The sequence below is a fragment of the Phytohabitans sp. LJ34 genome (assembly GCF_052068095.1).
Classification (GTDB): Bacteria; Actinomycetota; Actinomycetes; order Mycobacteriales; family Micromonosporaceae; genus Phytohabitans.
In genome coordinates, this window is sequence record NZ_JBQHDG010000032.1 from 71,697 (window position 1) to 92,374 (window position 20,678).

General features: G+C 71.7%; 20 protein-coding genes. 14 read left to right on the forward strand and 6 right to left on the reverse strand.

Annotated elements, in window-relative coordinates; all coding sequences use genetic code 11:
• Positions 1-40: 40 nt before the first annotated feature.
• Both ACTMTJ_RS40680 and ACTMTJ_RS40685 read left to right on the forward strand, forming a co-directional pair.
• Positions 41-721, forward strand: coding sequence for a hemerythrin domain-containing protein (locus ACTMTJ_RS40680; RefSeq protein ID WP_441224103.1), 681 nt, complete (start codon positions 41-43; stop codon positions 719-721).
• Entirely contained in the window at positions 721-1,686 is a 966-nt protein-coding gene (locus ACTMTJ_RS40685; RefSeq protein WP_441224104.1) for a quinone oxidoreductase family protein, read from the forward strand. Before ACTMTJ_RS40680 ends, ACTMTJ_RS40685 begins: the two co-directional genes overlap by 1 nt.
• Here the strand turns inward: ACTMTJ_RS40685 and ACTMTJ_RS40690 are convergent.
• A complete protein-coding gene (locus tag ACTMTJ_RS40690; RefSeq protein WP_441224105.1) occupies positions 1,676-2,338 on the reverse strand; it encodes a TetR/AcrR family transcriptional regulator in 663 nt (220 codons plus the stop codon). The two genes, ACTMTJ_RS40685 and ACTMTJ_RS40690, sit on opposite strands and share 11 nt — an antisense overlap.
• A 56-nt stretch (positions 2,339-2,394) precedes the next feature.
• Here ACTMTJ_RS40690 and ACTMTJ_RS40695 point away from each other — a divergent pair, with 56 nt between their 5' ends.
• From ACTMTJ_RS40695 to ACTMTJ_RS40735, 9 genes are all read left to right on the forward strand, one after another.
• The gene (locus ACTMTJ_RS40695; RefSeq protein ID WP_441224106.1) at positions 2,395-3,159 is read left to right on the forward strand and encodes an alpha/beta fold hydrolase; all 765 of its coding nucleotides are present in this window, start codon (positions 2,395-2,397) and stop codon (positions 3,157-3,159) included.
• Between the two features lie 59 nt (positions 3,160-3,218).
• Complete coding sequence (locus ACTMTJ_RS40700; RefSeq protein WP_441224107.1) at positions 3,219-3,422, forward strand: response regulator transcription factor; 204 nt, start codon at positions 3,219-3,221, stop codon at positions 3,420-3,422.
• A 168-nt stretch (positions 3,423-3,590) separates the two neighbouring features.
• Positions 3,591-6,110 (forward strand): ATP-binding protein, encoded by a 2,520-nt coding sequence (locus ACTMTJ_RS40705; RefSeq protein WP_441224108.1) that lies wholly within the window; start codon positions 3,591-3,593, stop codon positions 6,108-6,110.
• A 66-nt stretch (positions 6,111-6,176) separates the two neighbouring features.
• Complete coding sequence (locus ACTMTJ_RS40710; protein ID WP_441224109.1) at positions 6,177-7,325, forward strand: glycosyltransferase; 1,149 nt, start codon at positions 6,177-6,179, stop codon at positions 7,323-7,325.
• Positions 7,322-8,479, forward strand: coding sequence for a lipase family protein (locus tag ACTMTJ_RS40715; RefSeq protein WP_441224110.1), 1,158 nt, complete (start codon positions 7,322-7,324; stop codon positions 8,477-8,479). Before ACTMTJ_RS40710 ends, ACTMTJ_RS40715 begins: the two co-directional genes overlap by 4 nt.
• 5 nt (positions 8,480-8,484) lie before the next feature.
• Entirely contained in the window at positions 8,485-9,969 is a 1,485-nt protein-coding gene (locus tag ACTMTJ_RS40720) for an alpha/beta hydrolase (RefSeq protein ID WP_441224111.1), read from the forward strand.
• Positions 9,966-10,583, forward strand: a complete 618-nt coding sequence (locus ACTMTJ_RS40725) for a hypothetical protein (RefSeq protein WP_441224112.1) — start codon at positions 9,966-9,968, stop codon at positions 10,581-10,583. The genes ACTMTJ_RS40720 and ACTMTJ_RS40725 overlap by 4 nt, the downstream gene beginning before the upstream one ends.
• A 5-nt stretch (positions 10,584-10,588) precedes the next feature.
• Positions 10,589-11,176 carry a hypothetical protein gene (locus ACTMTJ_RS40730; RefSeq protein WP_441224113.1) on the forward strand — a complete coding sequence of 196 codons (588 nt, stop codon included), beginning with the start codon at positions 10,589-10,591 and terminating at the stop codon, positions 11,174-11,176.
• The gene (locus ACTMTJ_RS40735) at positions 11,173-12,000 is read left to right on the forward strand and encodes a hypothetical protein (protein WP_441224114.1); all 828 of its coding nucleotides are present in this window, start codon (positions 11,173-11,175) and stop codon (positions 11,998-12,000) included. The genes ACTMTJ_RS40730 and ACTMTJ_RS40735 overlap by 4 nt, the downstream gene beginning before the upstream one ends.
• A 27-nt stretch (positions 12,001-12,027) precedes the next feature.
• Here the strand turns inward: ACTMTJ_RS40735 and ACTMTJ_RS40740 are convergent, their stop codons facing one another.
• A complete protein-coding gene (locus ACTMTJ_RS40740; protein ID WP_441224115.1) occupies positions 12,028-12,549 on the reverse strand; it encodes a GNAT family N-acetyltransferase in 522 nt (173 codons plus the stop codon).
• Between the two features lie 206 nt (positions 12,550-12,755).
• Between ACTMTJ_RS40740 and ACTMTJ_RS40745 the strand changes: the two genes are divergently transcribed.
• A complete protein-coding gene (locus ACTMTJ_RS40745; RefSeq protein WP_441224116.1) occupies positions 12,756-13,781 on the forward strand; it encodes a hypothetical protein in 1,026 nt (341 codons plus the stop codon).
• Positions 13,782-13,881: 100 nt separating this feature from the next.
• On the opposite strand, the gene ACTMTJ_RS40750 is transcribed toward ACTMTJ_RS40745, so the two are convergent.
• The 4 genes from ACTMTJ_RS40750 to ACTMTJ_RS40765 all read right to left on the reverse strand — a co-directional run bounded on the left by ACTMTJ_RS40750 (position 13,882) and on the right by ACTMTJ_RS40765 (position 18,188).
• Complete coding sequence (locus ACTMTJ_RS40750) at positions 13,882-15,936, reverse strand: LuxR C-terminal-related transcriptional regulator (protein WP_441224117.1); 2,055 nt, start codon at positions 15,934-15,936, stop codon at positions 13,882-13,884.
• 54 nt (positions 15,937-15,990) lie between these two features.
• A complete protein-coding gene (locus ACTMTJ_RS40755) occupies positions 15,991-17,028 on the reverse strand; it encodes an aminotransferase class V-fold PLP-dependent enzyme (protein ID WP_441224118.1) in 1,038 nt (345 codons plus the stop codon).
• Between the two features lie 124 nt (positions 17,029-17,152).
• Complete coding sequence (locus ACTMTJ_RS40760; protein WP_441224119.1) at positions 17,153-17,656, reverse strand: permease-like cell division protein FtsX; 504 nt, start codon at positions 17,654-17,656, stop codon at positions 17,153-17,155.
• 10 nt (positions 17,657-17,666) lie between these two features.
• Positions 17,667-18,188, reverse strand: a complete 522-nt coding sequence (locus tag ACTMTJ_RS40765) for a permease-like cell division protein FtsX (RefSeq protein ID WP_441224120.1) — start codon at positions 18,186-18,188, stop codon at positions 17,667-17,669.
• Between the two features lie 237 nt (positions 18,189-18,425).
• Between ACTMTJ_RS40765 and ACTMTJ_RS40770 the strand changes: the two genes are divergently transcribed.
• Both ACTMTJ_RS40770 and ACTMTJ_RS40775 read left to right on the forward strand, forming a co-directional pair.
• Positions 18,426-19,763, forward strand: a complete 1,338-nt coding sequence (locus ACTMTJ_RS40770) for a choice-of-anchor B family protein (protein WP_441224121.1) — start codon at positions 18,426-18,428, stop codon at positions 19,761-19,763.
• The gene (locus ACTMTJ_RS40775) at positions 19,760-20,626 is read left to right on the forward strand and encodes a hypothetical protein (RefSeq protein WP_441224122.1); all 867 of its coding nucleotides are present in this window, start codon (positions 19,760-19,762) and stop codon (positions 20,624-20,626) included. The genes ACTMTJ_RS40770 and ACTMTJ_RS40775 overlap by 4 nt, the downstream gene beginning before the upstream one ends.
• Positions 20,627-20,678 lie beyond the last annotated feature (52 nt).

A 20,678-nucleotide genomic window follows, 5' to 3' on the forward strand; every position in this document is an offset into this window, starting at 1 on the left:
TGTCAGTGGCTGGCAAGCCGGTCGGGTCAGGCTGTGCACCATGGACAACGAGACCGTCAACCCGAGCCGGTCCGGCGAGCCGGAGCCGAACCTCATGGGTTTCACCATGGTGCACCGCGCCATGCTCCGCGACGTCCAGCGGTTGGCGGACGTCGCCGCCGGACTGGCGCGGGACCCGTCGGCGATCACCGCGGCGCGAGCGTCGGCGCTCGCCACGCACGGCACCCACATGGTGCAGGAGATCCACCATCACCATCGCCGCGAGGACGAGGTGCTGTGGCCGGTCATCCGAGCCGCCGCCGGCCACGCCGTCGACCTGACCCCGTTCGTCGACGACCACAAGGCCCTCGACCCACTACTGGAGCGGCTGCGGACCACGATCACCGACTTCGGCGCGGACCCGGCCCGGCACGCCGCCAGCCTCGCCGCCACCGCCGGCGAGCTGAGCCAACTACTCCATGAGCACATCCCCGAGGAGGAACGGGAGGTCTTCCCGATCATCCGCACCTACGTGTCCGCCGCCACCTGGCAGCGGGCCGAGCGGCAGATGTCCAAGGGCGTCACCCTGCGGCACGCGAGCTGGCTCATCCCGTGGGTCGAGCACCACGCCACCGGCGAGGAGCGCGCACACCTCCAGCGGGAGGCGCCGCTGCCGTTCAGGATCCTGCTCGCCATGTTTCGCGGCAGGTTCGCCGCCCGCTACCGAAAGGCTTTCAGCTGATGCGCGCCCTGCAAGTGTCCTCCCTGGACGGACCCGGTTCGGCCCGCCTTGTCGAGATGCCGATCCCCACGCCGGGCCCCGGTGAGGTGCTCGTCCGGGTCACCGTGGCCGGGATCAACTTCGCCGACACCCAGGAATCCCGGGGCACGTACCCGTTCGGCCGCACCCCGCCCTACATCGCGGGCAACGAGCTGGTCGGCGAGATCGTCGCCACCGGCCCGGGCGTCACCGGCGTGGCGATCGGCCAACGGGTCTACGGCGGTGGTGGCGGCGGCACCTTCGCCGAGTACGCCACGCTGCCGGCCGCCGGCTTCGTGCCGGTGCCGGCGGGCTGGACCGACGCGCAGGCGATCGGGCTGCTGTCCAACTGGGCCACCGCGTACGCCGCGCTGCGGACCGTCGGCCGGCTCACCGAAGGCGAGACTGTGCTCATCCACGCCGCCGCGGGCGGGGTCGGGCAGGCCGCCGTCCACCTCGCCCGCCACTTCGGCGCCCGCGTCCTCGCCACCACGTCCACTGTGGAGAAACAGGATCGGCTGCGCGACCTCGGCGTGGCAGATGTCCTGGGGTACGAGGACTTCGCCGACGAGGCGCTGCGGCTCACCGGCGGGGCCGGCGTCGACGTGGTGTTCGACGGCGTCGGCGGTGACGTCTTCCGGCGCAGCCTGACCGTCACGAAACGGCACACCGGACGGCTTGTCGTCGTCGGCATCGTCGCGGGCGAGACCGCGACCAGCAACCGGGAGGTGCTGTGGGACCACCCCGTGCAGCTGCTCGGGCTGAACATGCGGCACATCTTCATGCACCAACACGACCTCATGGCCGAGATCCTCACCGAGCTCATGCAGGTCTTCGCCACGCAGCCGCCGCCGGCCGCCACCCTCGTCAGCCTGGAGAACGGGCCGAGGGTACTGGCCGACGTCGAGCGGCGCGGCACGGTCGGCAAGCTCGGCCTCACACCTTGACGGTCGGGGTGGGCGTGGTCAGTGCGATGAGGGCGGTCGCGATCCAGTCGCGGTAGGCGTGGACGGTCCAGCCGCGCTGGTGGACCAGCAGCCCGTACAGCAGGGGTGAGTTGAGGGTCCAGATGGTGTCCCGCAGGTAGGCGACGTGTCTTGGATCGGTGTTCCCGAGCCGGTCGGCGACGGTGGTGGCTATGTGCGTCGCGCCGGTGAGCCGTTGCTGGTCCAGGTCGGCGACAAGGGCGGCGATCTGGGGGTCGGCGTCGGCGGCGGCGTGAGCGACGGCGTAGATGGGATACGCGCGGGCGGCGACGTCGACGATGACGGCCGCGTACCTGCGCAGTGCCTCGGTCGAGGTTGGCGCGTCGTGGACGTCCCGCATCGCGGGCCGGTCGTTGAGGGCGACAGCCGCGGTGTCGCCCACGATCGCGGTGTCGATGGCCTGCTTGAGCAGGTTGACCTTTCCCCGGTAGGCGGCGAACACGGTCGGGGTGGAGACCCCCGCCTCGGCCGCGATCTGGCCCATCGAGGTGGCGGCGTAGCCGTGGGCGAGGAACAGGCGAGTGGCCACGCGCACGATCCGCTCCCGGGTGGCCTGCGCCTGGGCGCGTCGGCTGGAGGCGTCGTAGCGGCGGCTTGCCGGCGGCCTGGTCATTGGCTTACTGTACCTCATATTCGATAAGAGCTAGGTAAAACTAATTGGGGGACAAAGTGACACTCGCCTTCCACACCGCCGGGGTCGACTCCGGCCGGCCGGTGCTGCTGATCCACGGGGGTGCTGAGGACGCCGGCATGCTGGCGCCGCAGGCCGAGGCGATCGCCGCGCGAGGGCGGCGGGTGATCTGGTACGACCGGCGCGGCACCGGCGGGAGCACCCGGCAGGACTGGCCGGGGTCCGGTGCCGACCAGCACGCCGACGACGCGGCCGAGCTGCTGACGGAGTTGGCGGCCGGGCCGGCGACCGTGCTCGGCTTCAGCTCCGGCGGCCTGGTCGCGCTGGCCCTCGCGGCCCGCCATCCGCACCTGGTCGGCGAGGCGATCGCATGGGAGCCACCCGCGGTCGCGGTGCTGCCCGACGGCCTGGCCACCCACGCCGCGATCATGGCGCCGGTGGACGCCCACCTGGCCGCGCATCCCGGCGACTGGACCGGTGCGTACCTGGTCATGCTCGCGATCATCAGCAACGGCGCGGCCGACCCGGACTCGCCCCAGGTCCGGCGCAGCATCGTCAACGCCGAAGCCATCGTCCGTGACGACGGGCCGCTGATCACCCGCCGCACGTTCGCGGTCGGCGAACTGCCCGCCGGCAAGGTCACCGTCGCGGTCGGCGAACGGGCCGACCCGATGCACCTGGAGATCGCCAAGATGCTGGCCGAGATCACCGGCACCCCGTACGTCGCCGTGCCCGGCGCGGACGACCACGAGGTCTACCTGAACGAGCCCGAGGTGCTCGCCGCCTGGGTGGATGCGCGGTGAACGCGGTTTCGTGGCCGGTCGATCCGGTCGCCGAGCCCAGGCCGCACACCGTGACGAGCATGGAGCGAACGCTGGCGGTCCTGACCCGACGCGAGCGGCAGGTCGCCGACCTTGTGGCGGAGGGTTACACCAACCGGCAGATCGGCCACGACCTGTTCCTGAGTGTCAAGACCGTGGAGCGTCACCTGGCCCGGATCTTCAGCAAGCTCGACATCACCGCGCGCGCGAAGCTCGCGGCGATGGTCGCCCGCGCCCGGGACTGATTGAGGGTTCTCCCCCTCATGTTCCCCAGGCCCCTCGATGATCATTGGGTTGTCGTCGTCGCACCGGTCGGGCGCCAATGCGGTCCGTCCGACCGCGGTGCGTGCGGCTGTATTCGATCAGCTCAGGTAACCGACTATTCGGGTGAGCCGGCCTTGGGGGAGGCGGGTGTGCGGGACGTGCTGCTGGAACGGGCGGGGGCGCTCGCGGCGTTGTTGGAGGCGGTGGGTGACGCCGTCGCCGGACGGGGCCGGGTGGTGCTGGTTCGGGGTGAGGCCGGGATCGGTAAGTCGAGTCTGCTGAGGGTGTTCCGGGAGGGGCTGCCCGCTGGCGTGCGGGTGCTGTATGGCGGGTGTGACGACCTGGTCACGGCCAGGGCGCACGGGGCGCTGCGGGAAGCGGTGGCTGGCACCACGGGCCTTCTGGCGGCGGCCCTGGCCGCGGATGGTGGCGGTGTGTTCGAGGCGGCCATCGCGGAGCTGTCCGGCCCGAGGCCGACGGTGCTGGTGATCGAGGACGTGCATTGGGCCGACGACGCGACGCTGGACGTCCTCGGCCATCTGGCGCGGCGGGTGGGGGATCTGCCGGCGGTCGTGGTGGTCACCGTTCGGGATGGAGGCGCACCGGCCGGGCATCGGCTGGAGCGCTGGCTCAGCGCCGGGGCGATCCGGCAGGTGGTCCTGCGGCCGCTGTCGGTGACGGCGGTCGGCGAGCTCGCCGCGGGCAGCGGTTGGTGGGCGGCGTCGCTGCACGAGCTCACCGGTGGCAATCCGTTCTTCGTCACCGAGGCGCTCGCCGTCGCGCCGGGGCAGGTGCCGGCCACGGTGGCCGAGGCGGTGCTCGCCCGCGTCCGGCGGCTGGATCCGGCATGCCAGGCGGCGCTGGCCCAGCTCGCCGTGGTGCCTGGCTGGGTCGACTTCGGGTTGCTGGATGATCTGCTGGGCGGCGACGTGGACGCGCTCGTGCCCGCTGAGGAGCAGGGCATTTTGCGGGTACGGGCGGCCGGCGTGGCGTTCCGGCACGAGTTGGCGCGGCAGGCGATCGAAGCCAGCCTGCCCGCGCTTCGCCGCCGGGTGCTACATCGGGCGGTGATCGCCGCGCTGCGGCGCCGGGATCGGCCGGATCCGGCCCGGCTGGTGCACCACGCCGCGCGCGCGGGCGACGCCGATACGGTGCTGGAGTATGCCCCAACGGCCGGACGGGAGGCGACGGCCGCCGGGTCCCACCGCCAGGCGTTGGCGCTTTTCGAGGCCGCCGCCGCGCACGCCGACCAGCTGCCGCCTGAGCAAGGTGCCGCCGTCCTCGACGGGTACGCCTGGGAGCTGCGCAACGCGCACCGGTTCGCGGCCGCGGTCGAGGCGGGCGAGCGGGCGGTGGCCCGGTACGCGGGCTTGGACGACGCGGTGGCGCACGGCGAGGCACTGGTACGGCTGTCCCGGCTCTATTACCTCGTAGGCGACACCGACCAGGCGGAGCGGACCGCGCGGGCCTCGGTCGAGATGCTGGACGGGGCCGGATCGGCATCCGCGACGGCTTACGCGGTGACCAACCACGGGGCGACGCTGGCACTTGTCGGCGATCCCCGCGCCGACCGCACGCTCGCCCGAGCGCAGGAGTTGGCCGAGCGGGCGGGCCGGGTGGACCTGGTCGAGCTCTGCCTCAACTACCAGAGCCTGACCCGGCCTGACCTCGATCCGGACGGTCGCATCGGCCTGGTGCGCCAAAGCCTCGACCTCGCGCTCACCCACGGCCACCACGAGCACGCCGCGCGGGCCTACGCCAACCTCGGCGAGCTGCTGTACCGGTACGGCCGCCTCGCGGACCTGGAGCGCTGCCTGGCCGACGGGTTGGCGTTCGCCCGGGACCGGGGGTTCTTGTCGCACGCGTACAACCTGGAGGTCCACGCCTGCCTGCTGCGGCTGCGTCGCGGCGACTGGTCCGGCGCGGAGGCCGGGCTGGCCGCGTTGGCCGAACCGGATGAGGACCCGGGCATACTGCGCTCGTATGCCGAGCCGCTGCATGCCCGGCTGCTTGCCCGGCGCGGCGCGCCCGAGGCCGGACCGCTGCTGGAGGCGGCCTGGCGGCGTGCACTGGCCCAGCGCTCCCTGATCGGGCTGGCGTACGCGGGCAGCGGCCTGGCGGAGTGGGCCTGGCTGTCCGGGCGGCCGGACGTCGCCACCGCGGTGCTCGACGAGTGGCGACCGCACGCGGCCCGTCCCGGCGCCGAGCCGGTCACCGCCGAGCTGTGGCGCTACGCCCGGCGCGCGGGCGTGCCGGTGCCCGCGGTACCTGAAGCCTCCGATGTGGAGGACGATCCGTACGAGCGGGCGTTGGCGCTGGTCGACTCCGGCGCGGTCGAGTCCGCCGTCGAAGCGGTGCGGATCCTGGACGAGCTCGGAGCCGTCGCGGCGGCCGGCCTGGTCCGGCGCGGGCTGCGCGACCGGGGCGTGAGTACGATCCCGCGCGGCCCCGTGGCCACCACCCGCTCCCACCCCGCCGGGCTGACCCGGCGTCAGGCCGACGTGCTGGCGTTGGTCGCCGAAGGGTTGACCAACGCCGAGATCGCCACGAAGCTGGTGCTCTCGGTACGCACCGTCGACCGGCATGTGGCCTCCACTTTGGACAAGCTCGGTGTCTCGTCCCGGCGGGAGGCGGCTGCCGTGGCGAGGTCGCTCGCGAAAGTTGGGTAGCCGGCGCCGACAAGTGGGTAGTCGTTGCCGATGCCGGGCTCCACGTCACGGCCGTACAACTGGGCTATGCGAATCCTGTTCAGCGGTTGCCCCGGGTACGGGCACCTCTACCCGATGCTTCCCCTCGCCCGGGCCGCGGTGCGAGCCGGCCACGAGGTCGTGATCGCGACCGGGCCAGACCTGGCCGCCCACCTTGCCGAGCGCGGCTTCGACACTTGGGGAGTGGGGCCGACCTTCGCCGAGTCCTGGGCTGAGCGAAACGCGGTGCTGTCCGGCCTCGAAGCGGTGCCGCCGGAGCAGCAGGCGACACTCGACATCGCGGTACTCTTCGGCGCCTCAGCAGCCAAGCGGGCCGTCGACCTCGTGCCACGGGCCGAGGCATGGCGGCCCGACCTGATCATCCACGAGCCGGGCGAGTTCGCCGCGCCGATCGCCGCCCGCCGGTCCGGCGCCCGGCACGTCACCCACGGGCTCAGCCTCACGACACCCGCGCCACTGCGAGCCATGCTCGCACCGGCCATGGATGACGTATACGACCCGTGGAACGTGCCGGATCTCACCGCCGCCGTCTTCGCCGCGCCGTACCTGGACATCTGCCCACCGGCTCTGCGCCCGGACGGCGATCCGGCCTATGTGGACAGTATCCCGCTGCGGCCGTACGCCGGCGACGTGCGGACCACAGACCAGCTGCCTGAGGCACTTGCCACCCGGCCCGTCGCGTACCTGACCCTGGGCACCGTCTTCCACGACGCGCCGGACGTGTTCCGCGCCAGCTTGGCGGGACTACGCGACCTGGACCTTCAGGTGGTCGTCACGGTCGGCCAAGACGGCGATCCGGACCGGCTCGGCCCGCAACCGTCCACTGTGCTGGTCGAGCGGTACGTCCCGCAGGCGCTGCTGCTGCCACACTGCCGCCTTGTCGTCTCGCACGGCGGCGCCGGCACGATGTTCGGCGCGTTCGCGCACGGCCTACCGCAGCTGATCCTGCCGCAGGGCGCCGACCAGTTCCTCAACGCGGCCGCGGCCGCGGCGGCCGGTGCCGCCATCGTGCTTCCGCCGGGGACGGTCACACCGGAGGCGGTACGCGCCGCGGCGCGCCGGCTGCTCGACGAGCCAGGCTTCGCCACGGCCGCGCAGACCCTGCGTGCGGAGATCGACGCCATGCCCAGCGCCGACGACGTCCTAGCCACGCTCAACGGGGCGGCCGCTCGATGAGAACCTCTGCCGTCGTCAAGCCCATCGTCAAATGGATAGCCGCGGCGTTGGCCGCCGCGGTGCTCGCCGCCGCGCCCGTCACGCCCGCCGCGCAGGCCGGTGGCGGGCATCACCACCGGCCCGGCCGTCCGGTCTTCGCCGAGCCGTTGCCGGCGTCGCTGTGGCTTCCGGGTACGGCCGCCGCGCACCGGATCCGGTACACCTCCACGGGGTTCGCCGGCCGTCCCGTGGTCGTGGCGGGTGCCGTGTTCGTGCCCGAGGGCACGGCCCCGAAGCGGGGGTGGCCGGTCATAAGCTGGGCGCACGGGACCGTAGGTGTCGCGGACCCGTGCGCCCAGTCCGTCGGCGGCCGCTCGGCGCGGGACGTCACCTATCTGTCGGCGTGGCTGGCCGCCGGGTACGCGGTGGTCGCCACCGAGTACGAGGGCCTCGGCACGCCCGGCCCGCACCCGTACCTGCACGGCCGGTCGGAGGCATACGGTGTGGTCGACATGGTGCGTGCCGCGCGGACGGTGGAGCGGTCGCTGAGCCGCACCTGGCTCGCGGTTGGTCAGTCGCAAGGCGGGCAGGCGGTGCTGTTCACCGGCGCCATGGCCCACCGCTACGCGCCCGAGCTGGACTACCGCGGCGCGATCGCGACCGCACCGCCCTCGCAGTGGCGCACGCTCATCGAGGTCGCCCGCCCGTTCGAGCCGGCGGCGCCCGCGATCCCGAACGTGCTGCTGGCCTTGGAGATGCTGGGCGCCACCCACCCGCGCACCTTCGACCCCGCCAGCCACCTCACGCCCGCGGGCGCGGAGGTCTTCGCCCGAGCGCGGACCGAGATCTGCTTCACCGCGCTGAGTCAGCTGCTCGCCGGCCGGACGGCCGCGGAGGTGTACGCCGTGGACGCCGCCGAGCGGGAGCGGCTGACCCGGCTGATGGAACGCGAGGCAGACATCCCGATCGTCCGGCACCGCGAGCCGGTGTTCATCGCGCAGGGCACCGCCGACACGGTCGTCTACCCGCCCGCCTCGAAGACCACCGCGGACAAGTTGGCCGCCGCCGGCAGCCACGTGACGTTCCGGTTCTACCCCGGCGCCGACCACAGCGGAGCGATGTCCGCCGCCCTGCCCGAACTGCTCACCTGGGCCGCCGCCCGGGTCGGAAAGTGAACGTGATGAGACGAGAAAAGTGGCGCGCGGTCGCCGGCTGTGTCGCCTTGCTGGCCGGGCTGTCGCTGGGCATACCCGCCGCCGGCGCGTCCGCGGCCGCTACGGTGCCCGCGTTGCGGTGGACCGACTGCGGTGGTGGCTTCCAGTGCGCCGACGCCGTCGTGCCGCTGGACTACGACGAGCCGCGCGGGCCGACCATCACGATCGCGCTGATCCGCAAACCGGCCGCCGATCCGGCCCGGCGCATCGGCTCGCTGTTCGAGCTGCCCGGCGGGCCGGCACAGTCCGGTGTGGACGTACTGCGCAACTCACCGCCGCAGCTGCTGGCGCTGCTGTCCCGCTTCGACGTGATCGGGTTCGACCAGCGGGGCACCGGCGCGAGCCGTCCCGCAGTCGACTGCCGCGCCACGCCACCGTCGTTCTTCGCCCGCCCCGACACGATCGACCAGCGCGCGTACGCCGACGCGGCGCGGGCGTACGGGCGCTCGTGCCTGAAGCACAACCGGGCGATCCTGCCGCACATGAGCACCGCCAACGTCGCGCGCGACGTCGATCTGCTGCGGCGGGCGGTGGGTGACGCGAAGCTGACCGCGCTCGGCATCTCCTACGGCACCGACATCGGCGCCACCTACGCGAGCATGTTTCCCGGCCGGATACGTGCCATGGTGCTGGCCAGCGCCGACAACGTGCAGGGCCTCGTCGACGACCCGATCGCCAGCGGGCGGGAGCAGTCCGCGGCGTTCGAGGACGAGCTCGATCGGTTCTTCGCCCGCTGCGCGGCCGCCGGCCCCCGTTGCGGGTTCGGCGGCGCGGATCCGGAGGACGCCCTCGACACCCTGCTGGCCGACCTGGACCGCACGCCGCTGCCCACCGGCGACCCGGCGCGGCCGAAGCTGTCCGGCGACGGCGTGCGCGAGGCCGCGCTACACGCGATGTACACGCCGCGGCGGTGGCGCGCCTTCGCCGCCGCACTCACCGCGGTGGCCGCCGGCCAGGCGACACCGATGGTGGACTTGCTGCGCGAACACGAGGACGGCGCCATCGACCAGCGCTTCGCGGTGCTCGCCGTCGATCAGCGGTTTCCGCGTTCGCCGGTAGGCGGTTATGTGCAAGACGCCGCCCACGCGTACCGGATGTTTCCCCACTTCTGGTGGGTGAACGGGTTGGTCAACCTCGACCTCGCCTTGTGGCCGGTCGAAGACCGCGACGCGTTTCGCGGCCGGATCCGCAACCCGGACTGGGCGGCGCCGATCCTCGTCGTCTCCAACACCCACGATCCCGCGACGCCGTACGCCGGCGCCCGGCAGCTCGTCGCCGACCTCGGCAACGCCCGGCTGCTCACCCACCAGGCCGACGGGCACGCCAGCCTCACCTCCGGCAACCCGTGCCTGATCGCGCCCACGCTCGCCTATCTCACCGACGGCACCCTGCCGCCGGAGGGCACCACCTGTCGCGACGACACCGACCCGTTCCCCGGGACGACATCATGAGCAGAGACGGGGGACTGGGCCTCATCGGTATGTGCGCGGGTGTGGCGGGTGTCTTCGCCGGCCTGGTGTGGATCGGCTACCCGCCCGCGGTGGACGACAGCGTGTACAGCTATCCCTTCACCGCGACGGGTTTCACCATCGCGCAGGTGGTGCTCACCATACGGGATCTGGGCCTGGCGGTCCTGCTGATCGCCCTCGGGACTTCCGGCGCCGTGGGACGCTCATGGCTCGGCCGGATCGGGATCGCCGGCAGCGTGCTGGCGATGGTGGGTCTGGCGGCGATGGAGATCGTCTCGCTCGCCGCCAAAGACTCGACCGATACCGTCGGGGCCGGATACGGCCTGGCATCGATCGCGGCCGGCCTCTTCCTGATCCTCACCGGGATCGCGGTGCTGCGCGCCAAGACCTGGACCGGATGGCGCCGGTACCTTCCACTCGCCCTTGGAATCTACGTCTTCGCCCCGCTGACGCCCGGCATCGTCGCCGGGTTCGGGCCCGGCCAGGTGGTGATCGCGGGGTGGATGCTGCTGTTCGCCATCCTCGGCTGGACGCTGGCCGAATCGCCGAGCGGGCGGGCGACACTGCCCGACGCGCCGACCCGCGCCGCGCGATGACGGCCGTGGCACACACCGGCCGGCGCGAGCTGGCGCTGCCCGTCACCGTGGGCGCGTTGCTCGGCCTCACCTGGGCCGCGAGCCTGCGCGGTTGGATGACGCATCTCGCCGGGACCGAGTCCAGCTACACCTGGGTCGGCACGTTCCTGTGCCTCCTGCTGCCCGGCGCGCTGGTCGGCGCCCTGCTGGGGTGGGCCGAACACCTTCGGCGCACGGACGACCGGAGACCGGCTCGCTGGCTGGCACTCGCCCCACTGCTCTTCCCGGTCGGCGTGCTGTCGATCCCCGGCGCGATCCCGCACCTCATCCGCACCGGACAGGGAAGCGCGTCCATCGGCATGGTGTTGCTGGCGATGCTGGCCGGCTACTCACTGTCCGGCCGCCGCGCGGGCTGGTGGCGCATCGTGTGCGGCGTCGTCGGCTTCGCGTTGGTGCCGGCCATGCTTCTCGGCGCGGACACGCCGAAGGGCGCCTGGGCGGCCACGCTCTTCTCCACTTTGTACGTCTCATTGGCCTTGGCGTGCGCGATCCCGTTGCGCCGCCACAAGACCGAGAGGGAAACCTCGTGCAGCCCGCGGGTCAACGAAACGTGAGCCGGTACCTCGCGTGGGCGGTGTGGCCGGTGGGCCTGCTGCTCACGGTCGCCTACGCCGTGGCCGAGCTGGTGCCGTTGCCGGTGTTTCTGATCCTCGACCTGGCCTACCTCGCCGCGGTCGCGGTCGTGGTGCGCCATGCCGGCACGCTCGCCGGCCTGCTTGTCGCTCCGGCCGGGTTGATATTTTCGCTGGCCGCGCTAACCGGCGCACCCACCGCCCGGGAGCCCGTCGCGATGGTGGCCAACGCCGGGGCGCTCGCCGCGGCCGGCACCGTCCTGCTCGTCGGCGCGGTGTTCGTCTGCGTACGCGTGTGGGAAGGGCCGGGCCGCGGTCCGGCCGCTCTGGCGGTCACCGCGGTCGTGGTGGGCACCACCTGCTACCTGGTCAACCTGCTGGCCCGGGCCGCGGTCGTGCTGTCCGGTTTCGCGCCGGCACAGGCGGCCGTCGAAGACCGGGCGTGGCAGGCCCACGTTTACCTGCGCGGGCTGGACGGCGAACCGGACCTGCTCACGCTGCTGCTGGTCTGGCTCGACCTCATGCAGGTCGCCTACGTCGTTCTGGCCTACCTCGGCGCCGCCCTGCTAGCCGTGGCGGCCCACCGCGCCGGATGGCTCGCCACACGGCCGACGCGCGGCGTGGTGGCGCTGAGCGCGGGGATGGCCGCTGTCGCGTCGGTCGCCGCCGTCCTCGGCGCCACACCGGGTCCCTTCGGCGCGGCCGCCGCGGGCGCCGCGTTCGCCCTGACCATCCCGTTCATGTCGACGCTGCCACCGGCCCTGCTGGGCGCGGCCCTCGGCCGGCATCGTCCCACGCTCTCGTAAAGACCGTTCCGGCTGCCCGACCCGTAGTTACGCCTTCAGGTCGAGCTCGAGGAAGACGATGCCCTTCATCCCGGTCGTGGCCGTCTCGGATTCTTCGAACGGCTGTGCGTCGGTGAAACCAACCGACCGGTACAAGCTGAGTGCCTCTGCCATGAACGACGCGGTCTCCAGCCGTACCACGTCAAAATCTCCCAGCCGCGCGGCGTCGAGCAGCCGTTCGAGGATGGCCCGGCCGATGCCCAGACCGCGGGCTCGGGGCTCGACGTACATGCGCTTGATCTCACCGCGCCGAGGCCCGGCGGCTTTGAATCCGCCGACACCGACCGGCTCGCCGTCGAGGTAGGCGGCCAGCAGCAGGCCCGGTGGTTTGAGGAAGCTCGCTGATTCGTCGCGGAACCGGGCGTTGTGGTGCCTTACGGCTTGCTCCGGGTCGCCGAAATCCACGCCGTAGTCGGCCGCCATCCGCTCGACGACCATCCGTACGTATCGGTCGAGCATCGGTTCGAGGGGGCTGAGCTCTGTGGCGGGCTCGATCTGGAAGACGCTCACCCGCCAAGCCTGCGGCCAGTCGATCAGCCCTTGTGAGCAAATCGCCGCATTCGAGCCGTGAACGCGGTCACGCGGGCGTGGCGGCGGAGGTCGAGGGTGCGGCCGCAGCCCGGCGTTGTTTACCGAACGGGTGGCTTCCAAACAACCCGTAGGCGTGTTGACCTGTGCAAACGCAGGGAAGCAACCATCGATACGGGGAGGATGTCATGCGCGTTAGGCGACTCTTGTGGTCGGTGCCGGTCGTGGTGCTGGCTTTGGCGGCGGTGCCGGGAGCCGCGGCGGCTGGACCGTCGCCGGCGACCGGATGCACGATCAGTCAGCTGGACGAGCACAAGGAATGGGTCTGGAGTTTCGTGACCGGCGCCGACCCCACCGGCCGGTACATCCTCGGATACGGCTGGACCGACCAAGCGGAGGATCCGGCCGCCCGGTACCCGGTGATCTGGGACAACGGTGTGCGTACGGCGGTCCCGATTCCGGGCACCCGGCAACAGCTCGAGGATGTCAACTCGGCCGGCGTCGCGGTCGGCAGCAGCGCCGACCCGGACACGTCCGAGGCGCTGTCCCCGTGGATCTACCGCAACGGGCGGGTGCGGCCGCTGCCCGGCGGGGTGACCGGCGAGGCCAGGGCGATCAACGATCGCGGCGACGTCGCCGGCAACACCGCGGCCGGCGTGGCCGTGCGCTGGTCGGCCGACGCCACCCGTCCGGGTCCGGAGAAGCTGCCACTGCCGGCCGGCGCGGCGTCCGCGTCGGCGCACGACATCGACGAGGATGGCACGGTCGTCGGCACCATGTGGGGCAAGGACGGCATCGGGCGCGGCATCGTCTGGCGGCCCGGCGCGAAAGCGCTGCTGCTCCAGGCCCCGCCCGGTCTCGGCCCGACGACCAGAGCGGTCGGTATCCGAAACGGCTGGGTGACCGGCTCGGCCGACACCGCGGCGGGGGAGGTCGTGACGGTGCGGTGGCACCTGCCGGGCGGTGCGGCCGGGGCGTACCCGCAGCTGTTCTTCAGCGTCGGCGTGAACGCCGACGGCTGGCTGGCCGGCAGCAGCACCGCCCACGCTCCGCTGGTCGTCACCGACGCCGGAGACATGGCCCTGCCCGGCCTGGTCGAGGGCGCTCCGGTGAACGGCGTCGCCATCGACGTCAGCGACGGCGGGCACACCGTCGCCGGCGCGGTGACCGACCAGCGGGGCGTGGAGCGCGCGGTCCGCTGGCGCTGCGGGTAGCGCGCGGCCGCCCATGCGGGACGGCGTCGTCGCACACTCACCACTGATCGGGCGGCCCATCAAGGTGGGCCGCCCGTTCACCCGCTGGAGCGACTCGCCGTCAGCTGTTGGCTTCGGTGGCGATCATGGCAGCTAGTTTGGCCCGCGACGAGATGTCCAGGCGGGTGAAGATCCGCGCGAGGTGACGTTCGACGGTCTTGACGCTGAGGTGAAGTTCACCAGCGATCTGCCGATTGGTGCTGCCGGCGGCGACCAGCTCGGCGACCTGCCGCTCGCGACGGGTCAGCACCGCCAGCGGGCCGTTGTCCGGGCGCTGAGCCAGACGCTCGAGCTCCTTGCGCGCGGTTTCCCGTAGCGGCTCGGCGCCGAACTGCTCCGCCTGCCGGAGCACCTGCCTCAGCAGAGACTCGGAGCGCGTGGCGATGCCGGCGAAGAGCTTCGTACGGACCGAATCCAGCCAGTCGCCGGTGCCGTCGAAATGCTGTGCCGCGTCCCGGGCGAGGTCTGCCGATTGCCGAAGGTGTCCCTGGGCCGCGGCGATGTGGGAGCCGGCAAGGAGGCTGTAGCCGTAGGCGGCGGGCAGCTTGAGTGTGGCGGCCGCACCCCGGACGCGGTTGGCCCATTCGCGGGCGCCGTGCAGATCGCCGGAGGCCAGCGACGCCCGGCACAGGACCTCGTACCAGTGTGGCCGGCTGGCCGGGTCGATCCGGACGAGGTCGCGCCCACCGCACGCCCGCAGGATGTCGTCGACGCAGCCCTCGGCGTCGCCGGAGTCGAGCCGTATCTGTGCGTGGAGCGCGGCCGCGTGCGCGGCGAACCATCCGGTCGATCTCCTGCCGATGTCGGCGGCCGTTTTGGCCAAACCCAAGGCCGCGTCGACGTCGCCGCGCGACTGCTCCAGGCGGGCCTGCATCGTCAAGGTCAGGACGGTGAGGACATCGCTCCCGGAGGCCACCGCGGCGGTGTACGCCTCGTCGTAGCATTCGCCGGCCTCGTCGAGTCGGGCGAGGTGCCGCAGCGCGGTGCCGCGTCCGACGAGAAGCATGATGAGCGAGTGGTTGTGCCGGGTGCGGCGGGCCAGCGCCACCGCGCGGCCCTGACGGCGTTCGGCCTCCCGGTGGTAGCCGAGGAACAACTCGGTCCAGCCGAGCCAGCTCAGGCCGGGCAGCAGAGGTACAAGCTCGTGGTCGGCGGCCGCGTCGATCAGCTTTCCCATGTCTTCGGTCATGCGCCGCGCGCCGGCGATGTCGCCGCTGAGGTAGCGCGCCACGGCCAGGGTGCCGGCCTTGGCCCCCAAACGCGCGCCATCCACGGCCTGCTCGTGGGCCTCGGCTTGCTCGGCGTATCGTGCCGCGGTCGAGAACTCGCCCATCAGAATGTGGATGTCGGCCAGTGCCAAGGCGACCTCGCCCGGCCGGGCGAGGTCACGGGCTCGGGCGAGCAGTGCGATGGCCTCGTCGAATCGGCCCAGACAGCGTTCGGCGAACGCGGCGAGCATCAGCGCGGTGCGCATGACGCGCCAACCATGGCGTGGAAGCAGTTGCAGGGCCTTCTGCGCGGCGTCGCGGCCCTCGATGAAGCACCCGGCCGCCATCAACGCCTCCGCTCGCCCGAGCAGCAGTCGTCCCCAGCGCACCCGATTGGCCGACGACTCGGGTATCAGGCGCAACGCGGCCAGGTACCAGTCCGCCGCCAGCTCGGCCGACCGGGGTCGAACGGCCGCCGCCGCTCGGGTCAGCCATCGTGCCGCCCGCAGATCGCCGACCGAGGCGGACCCCTGCACGTGAGCGGCCCATGTGTCGACCGGCTCGCCACGCCGGCGGCGCAGGTCCGCGGCTTTGCCGTGCGCCGTGCGCCGCGCCCGCCAGCCGATGCCTCGCTCGACCGCTTGACGCAGCAGGTCATGCCGGAAGACAAGCCCGTTGTCGCCGCGCCGGAGCACGTCGGCGGCGAGCAGGTCGTCGATGGCCGTTTCGGCGGTCTCCGGCGGCAGCTCGCTGACCTCCGAGGCGGCGAGAGGATCCATGGCGCTTCCCCAGACGGCTATCGCGGTGGCGATCGCCTCGCACGCCGCGCCGAGCCGCGTGATCTCCAGAAGGTCACCCGTGGCGGTCCCGTGGACGCAGTTGGCGGAGTGGTTCAGCCGCGTGATCATGGTCTGCCCCCAAGGACACATATCGCTGCGGTATGGAACGCCTGGCGCCGCTGTCTAGCCGCGGAGGGCATCCAGCGCCATGTCAACGTCGGACTCGGTGTTGTACAGGTGAAATGAGACGCGAACCGCACCATTGCGTCCGGCGGTGCGAATCCCAGCCCGGGTAAGGGCCTCACCGGCACCCGCTGAACTGAGCGTGACAATAGCGCTTTCCCGTGGTGGGTGTCCAAGTCCGGCGAGGAACCGGTTGGCCAGTGCGGTGTTGTGCCGGTAGACGGTGTCAACCCCGACGTCTTGGATCACCTTGAGGGCGGGTGCCGTCGCTACCCAGGGATGCCAGGCCGGGGACAGGTCGAACGCGCGCGCCTCCTTGGCGAGGCGCAGCGGCAAACCGTAGAAGGACTTTTCGACATCCTCGCCGGCGAACCAGCCAGCCGCTACAGGGGTGAACGAGTCGCGCAGACGCGGCGCGATGTAGACGAATCCGGTCCCGCGCGGCGCCATGAGCCACTTGTAGGCGCTCACCACCACCACGTCGGCCAACCGCCCGTCGAACGGGTACCACCCGGCGGCTTGGGTCGCGTCGACGACAACCATGGCGCCAACGTGTCGGGCCGCGGTCACTATCGAGCGGTAGTCGGCTATCCGACCGTCCCCGGACTGTACGAGCGAGAAACAAACGACATCGGTTTCCTCGCTGATGTGTCCGGCGAAGTCGTCCAACGGCGCGCTGCGGACTGAAACGCCACGCGCCTCGTGCACGGCCCAGGGAAAGACCGCCGATGTGAACTCCTGCTCGGGCACCAGCACCGACGCGCCACGCGGAAGCGAACAGGCCACGGGTGCGAGCATCTGCGAGACCTGAGCGCCGATGGCCACATCGGCGGCGTCGGCTCCGATGAGAGCCGCGAACCTCGCCCTCGCCTCATCCGTCGTGGCGCTCCAGGTTTCCCAACCGGTGCTACCTTCACGCCATTGCTCCAGCGCGTTCTGGAGGGCCTCGTACGCGGGCCGAGGCGGAAGGCCGTAGCTTGCGGTATTGAGCCATCCGGGCTTTCCCGACCAGAGTTTCTGCGCTTCTTCGACTTCCACGATGACCAGCCTCCGCGTTCGGCACCCCAGCCGCAGCAGCCAATCGCGAGGTGGTGGCGTTGCCGGCCGCCGTTCACCCAGGACAAGCTGCTGTGAACGGCGGCGGCCGCGACCGGCCGCACGACTACGGGCACTCCAGGAGGAGCGCGTACGGGCGGTCGTCATCGGCCGGCTGGCCCACGGCGACCAGCTGCACGCCGGGCATCTTCCCGACCGGAGCCAGCGCTGGGCAGTCGATCGACGATCCGGGGAGCTCGACCCGGAACGACTCGCCCAGCTCGGCCTTCACTTCGGCGCCGAAGTCCTTCAGGTAGTCCTCGCGGAGGGTTTCCAACGTCTGCTCACGGCTCTGCCGGCGGATCCGGTCCGGCGGGTACATACGGGACAGCGCCGACTCCACCGCCGTGCGCTGCTCCGCCGTGGCCCCGCCGTCGAGGAACACCGTCACGACGTGGAGGTCCTCCGGCCGGTCCTCCACGACCAGCAGCGTCACCGTCGCACCGGCGACCGCACCACCCACCAGCGCGGCCAGGACGACCAGCGAGTACACGACCCAGCGCGGCCACGGCGCGGACCGGCCCGGCGGCATGGCGGTAGGGACCGCGCCCGGCGGCGACTCGGGTGGCATCGTCGACATGCTACGGACAGTCCAGGATCATGGCTCTGGGGCGCTCTCCCGCGGCGAGCTGCCAGACCGTGGCGGAGCCGACACCGTCCATCTCCGCCACCGCGGCCAACCCCGCGCAGTCGAACACCTTGGCGGTGGTGGTCACCAGCAACGACTCCGGGAAGCTGTCGGGTCGCACCTTCTCGACCAGATCCGGTTCGTCCTTGTACAGCTCCTTGAACCGCTGGTACGCCTGCTCGCGGGTCTCCACGCGAATCGTGCCGCCCGGGTATCGGGAGGAGAGCGCCGACTCGACCGCCGCCTTCTGCTCGGCGGTGGCGTCCACGTCGAGAAACACCCGCACCTCGTGCTCGCGTGCCGGCCCCGGCCCCGCGTCGTCGCGCATGACCAGGAAGGTCACCGCGCTCGCGAGGCCCGCACCGCACAGCAACGCCGCCACCGCGAGGGCTGCCAGCAGCACCCGGCGCGGCCGGGGTGCGGACCTGTCCGCGGGGGTGGGTGGCGGCACGGCCGCGGCTGGAGTATCGGACACGATGCCCCACTGTCTACCAGATAGCGCCGGCGTTCGGGGGATGGCCCTACGGCCACCGCACGCGCCGCCGCGCACGCGGCCACTCTTGAGTGACACGCCGCAACCCCGTACCGTCGATCGATACAGTTACCAGCCTCGATCGTGCTCGGGTCGTAGCGTCGGACCGTCGACGATGCCTGGCGTGATCGCTTCGGGCGGGCGTGGGTGATCCCCGTGCCCTGCCACGGGAGGTGCGCCATGCGGCGTCGGCCTTTGTATTTCCTGCTACCGCTCTGCGCCGTGGTGGCCCTCAGCGGGTCGCTCACCGCGAGTGCTTCAGCCGTCGACCCGGATCGGACCGGACCGCGCGACCTGAAGACGATGCCGTGGCTCGCCGCGGACGGCGGCCACGATCACGACCACGACCGCCCGGAACAGGTCGACCCGTTGTCCATTCCGCAGGCGGCGGCCGCGCAGGCGTCCTGCGTCGGCGGGATGGCAGGTGGCTATCCGTGCTCCAATGTGGACCTGCTGGGCAACCTTCCGCTGTCCGCGATCGGTGGCGGCAGCGGCTCGGCGGGCTGGGGGTGGACCGACACCTCTACGGGCAAGGAGTACGCGATCGTCGGTCGTACCACGGGAACGTCGTTCGTCGACATCAGCGACCCGGTCAACCCCCGGTACCTGGGTAACCTGCCCAGTGCCACGGGCACGTCGAGCTGGCGCGAGCTGAGCGTCCACAACAACCACGCCTACATCGTCTCGGACAACAACGGGGCGCACGGCATGCAGATCTTCAACCTGGCCCGGCTGCGCTCGGTCACGACCCCGCAGACGTTCACCGCGGACGCCCGCAACACGTCGTTCAACAATGGACACACCATTCACATCAACAACGCCACCGGGTACGCGTACGTCAACGGCTCGAACACATGCAGCGGCGGGTCGCGAGTGTTCAACCTGGCCAACCCGACCAGTCCGAGTTTCGCGGGCTGTGTGAGCGGCGACGGCTACACCCACGACGCGCAGGCTGTGGTGTACCGCGGTCCGCACACCGCGTACCAGGGGCGCGAGATCCTCATGGCCAGCAACGAGGACACGCTGACCGTCTGGGACGTGACCAACAAGTCCGCGCCGGTGCGGCTGGCCCGGCAAACCTACGCCGGGCGGGGCTACACGCATCAGGGCTGGTTCACCGAAAACCACCGCTACTTCGTGCTCGACGACGAACTCGACGAGACGCGGTTGGGCCACCGCAGCAAGACATACGTGTTCGACATGGCGAGCCTGACCAGCCCGGTGCTCGTGGGCTCGTACCTCGGGCCGACCGCGGCCACCGACCACAACCAGTTCGTCAAGGGTAACTACAGCTACCAGGCCAACTATCGGGCCGGGCTGCGGATCCTGCGGCTCACCAACATCGCCAACCCGTCGACGATGACCGAGGCCGGCTACTTCGACGTCGACCCGTCCAGCAACGCCGCCGGGTTCGCCGGCGCCTGGCACGTCTATCCGTTCTACCCCAGCGGCAACGTGGCGATCTTCAGCATCCAGCGCGGCCTGTTCGTCGTCCGGCCGAACCTGCCCACGACGTGACCCGCCGGATCCCCTGGGTCCCGCTCGTCATGGTCGGTTTGTTCGTGGCGGCGGTGGCCTACGTCAACCCCTTCGACGCTGGCCGGGACGCCCCGCCCCGGCCAGCGGCCGGCCACGCCGCGCACGGCGACGTCGCGGACGGCCTCTCCGACAACCACGACGGGTACCTGCTGTCGCCGGTCGCGCTGCCCGACCGGCGCGGTGACGCGATACCGCTGGCGTTCCGCATCATCGGTCCCGGCGGCGCGCCGGCCACGGCGTTCGACGCGGTCGGGAGTGAACCGCTGCATCTGTACGTGCTGCGCGATGACCTCAGCTTCTACCAGCACCTGCACCCGACGCTCGCCGGTGACACATGGACCGCCGCGGTCAAGGTGCCGGACGGCGGCGTCTACCGGCTGTACGCCGAATTCGTCCCCAAGGGCGGCGCCGGCGGCCAGCACCCCACCGTGCTCGGCACGCCGTTCGTCATCGCCGGCGACACCCGCTACGTGCCCCTCCCGGCGCCGGCGTCCCGGGTGCGCGCCGGCCGGTTCACGGTAAGCCGGCTCGAAGGCACGGCGGACGCGGCCGCGGGCCGGCCCGACATCATGCGCTTCCAGGTGCGCGACGCCCGCGGTGCGCCGGTCACGGCGCTCGAGCCGTACCTCGGTGTGTACGCCCACGCCTCCGTGTTCGACTCCACCACCCAGCGCCTCACCCATCTACACCCCACGACGCCGGCGAACACGCGGGCAGCACCGGCCGACGGCGTCCTGACCTTCCACACCCAGTTTCCGCAGCGCGGCCGGCACCGCGTCTTCCTACAGTTCAAGGTGGCCGGTGCCGTACACCAGGCGGCATTCACCGTGATAGTGAGGTGATCACCCGCCACGGCAAGCGATCCACTCGGCCAGACCGTGTGCCGGGCCTCTC

Excerpts from the sequence above, each read along its gene's own strand:
- ACTMTJ_RS40680 (WP_441224103.1), top strand. The coding sequence starts at position 41 with ATGGACAACGAGACCGTCAACCCGAGCCGGTCCGGCGAGCCGGAGCCG.
- ACTMTJ_RS40685 (WP_441224104.1), top strand. The coding sequence starts at position 721 with ATGCGCGCCCTGCAAGTGTCCTCCCTGGACGGACCCGGTTCGGCCCGC.
- ACTMTJ_RS40690 (WP_441224105.1), bottom strand. The coding sequence starts at position 2,338 with ATGACCAGGCCGCCGGCAAGCCGCCGCTACGACGCCTCCAGCCGACGC.
- ACTMTJ_RS40700 (WP_441224107.1), top strand. The coding sequence starts at position 3,219 with ATGGAGCGAACGCTGGCGGTCCTGACCCGACGCGAGCGGCAGGTCGCC.
- ACTMTJ_RS40710 (WP_441224109.1), top strand. The coding sequence starts at position 6,177 with ATGCGAATCCTGTTCAGCGGTTGCCCCGGGTACGGGCACCTCTACCCG.
- ACTMTJ_RS40715 (WP_441224110.1), top strand. The coding sequence starts at position 7,322 with ATGAGAACCTCTGCCGTCGTCAAGCCCATCGTCAAATGGATAGCCGCG.
- ACTMTJ_RS40720 (WP_441224111.1), top strand. The coding sequence starts at position 8,485 with ATGAGACGAGAAAAGTGGCGCGCGGTCGCCGGCTGTGTCGCCTTGCTG.
- ACTMTJ_RS40725 (WP_441224112.1), top strand. The coding sequence starts at position 9,966 with ATGAGCAGAGACGGGGGACTGGGCCTCATCGGTATGTGCGCGGGTGTG.
- ACTMTJ_RS40745 (WP_441224116.1), top strand. The coding sequence starts at position 12,756 with ATGCGCGTTAGGCGACTCTTGTGGTCGGTGCCGGTCGTGGTGCTGGCT.
- ACTMTJ_RS40750 (WP_441224117.1), bottom strand. The coding sequence starts at position 15,936 with ATGATCACGCGGCTGAACCACTCCGCCAACTGCGTCCACGGGACCGCC.
- ACTMTJ_RS40760 (WP_441224119.1), bottom strand. The coding sequence starts at position 17,656 with ATGCCACCCGAGTCGCCGCCGGGCGCGGTCCCTACCGCCATGCCGCCG.
- ACTMTJ_RS40770 (WP_441224121.1), top strand. The coding sequence starts at position 18,426 with ATGCGGCGTCGGCCTTTGTATTTCCTGCTACCGCTCTGCGCCGTGGTG.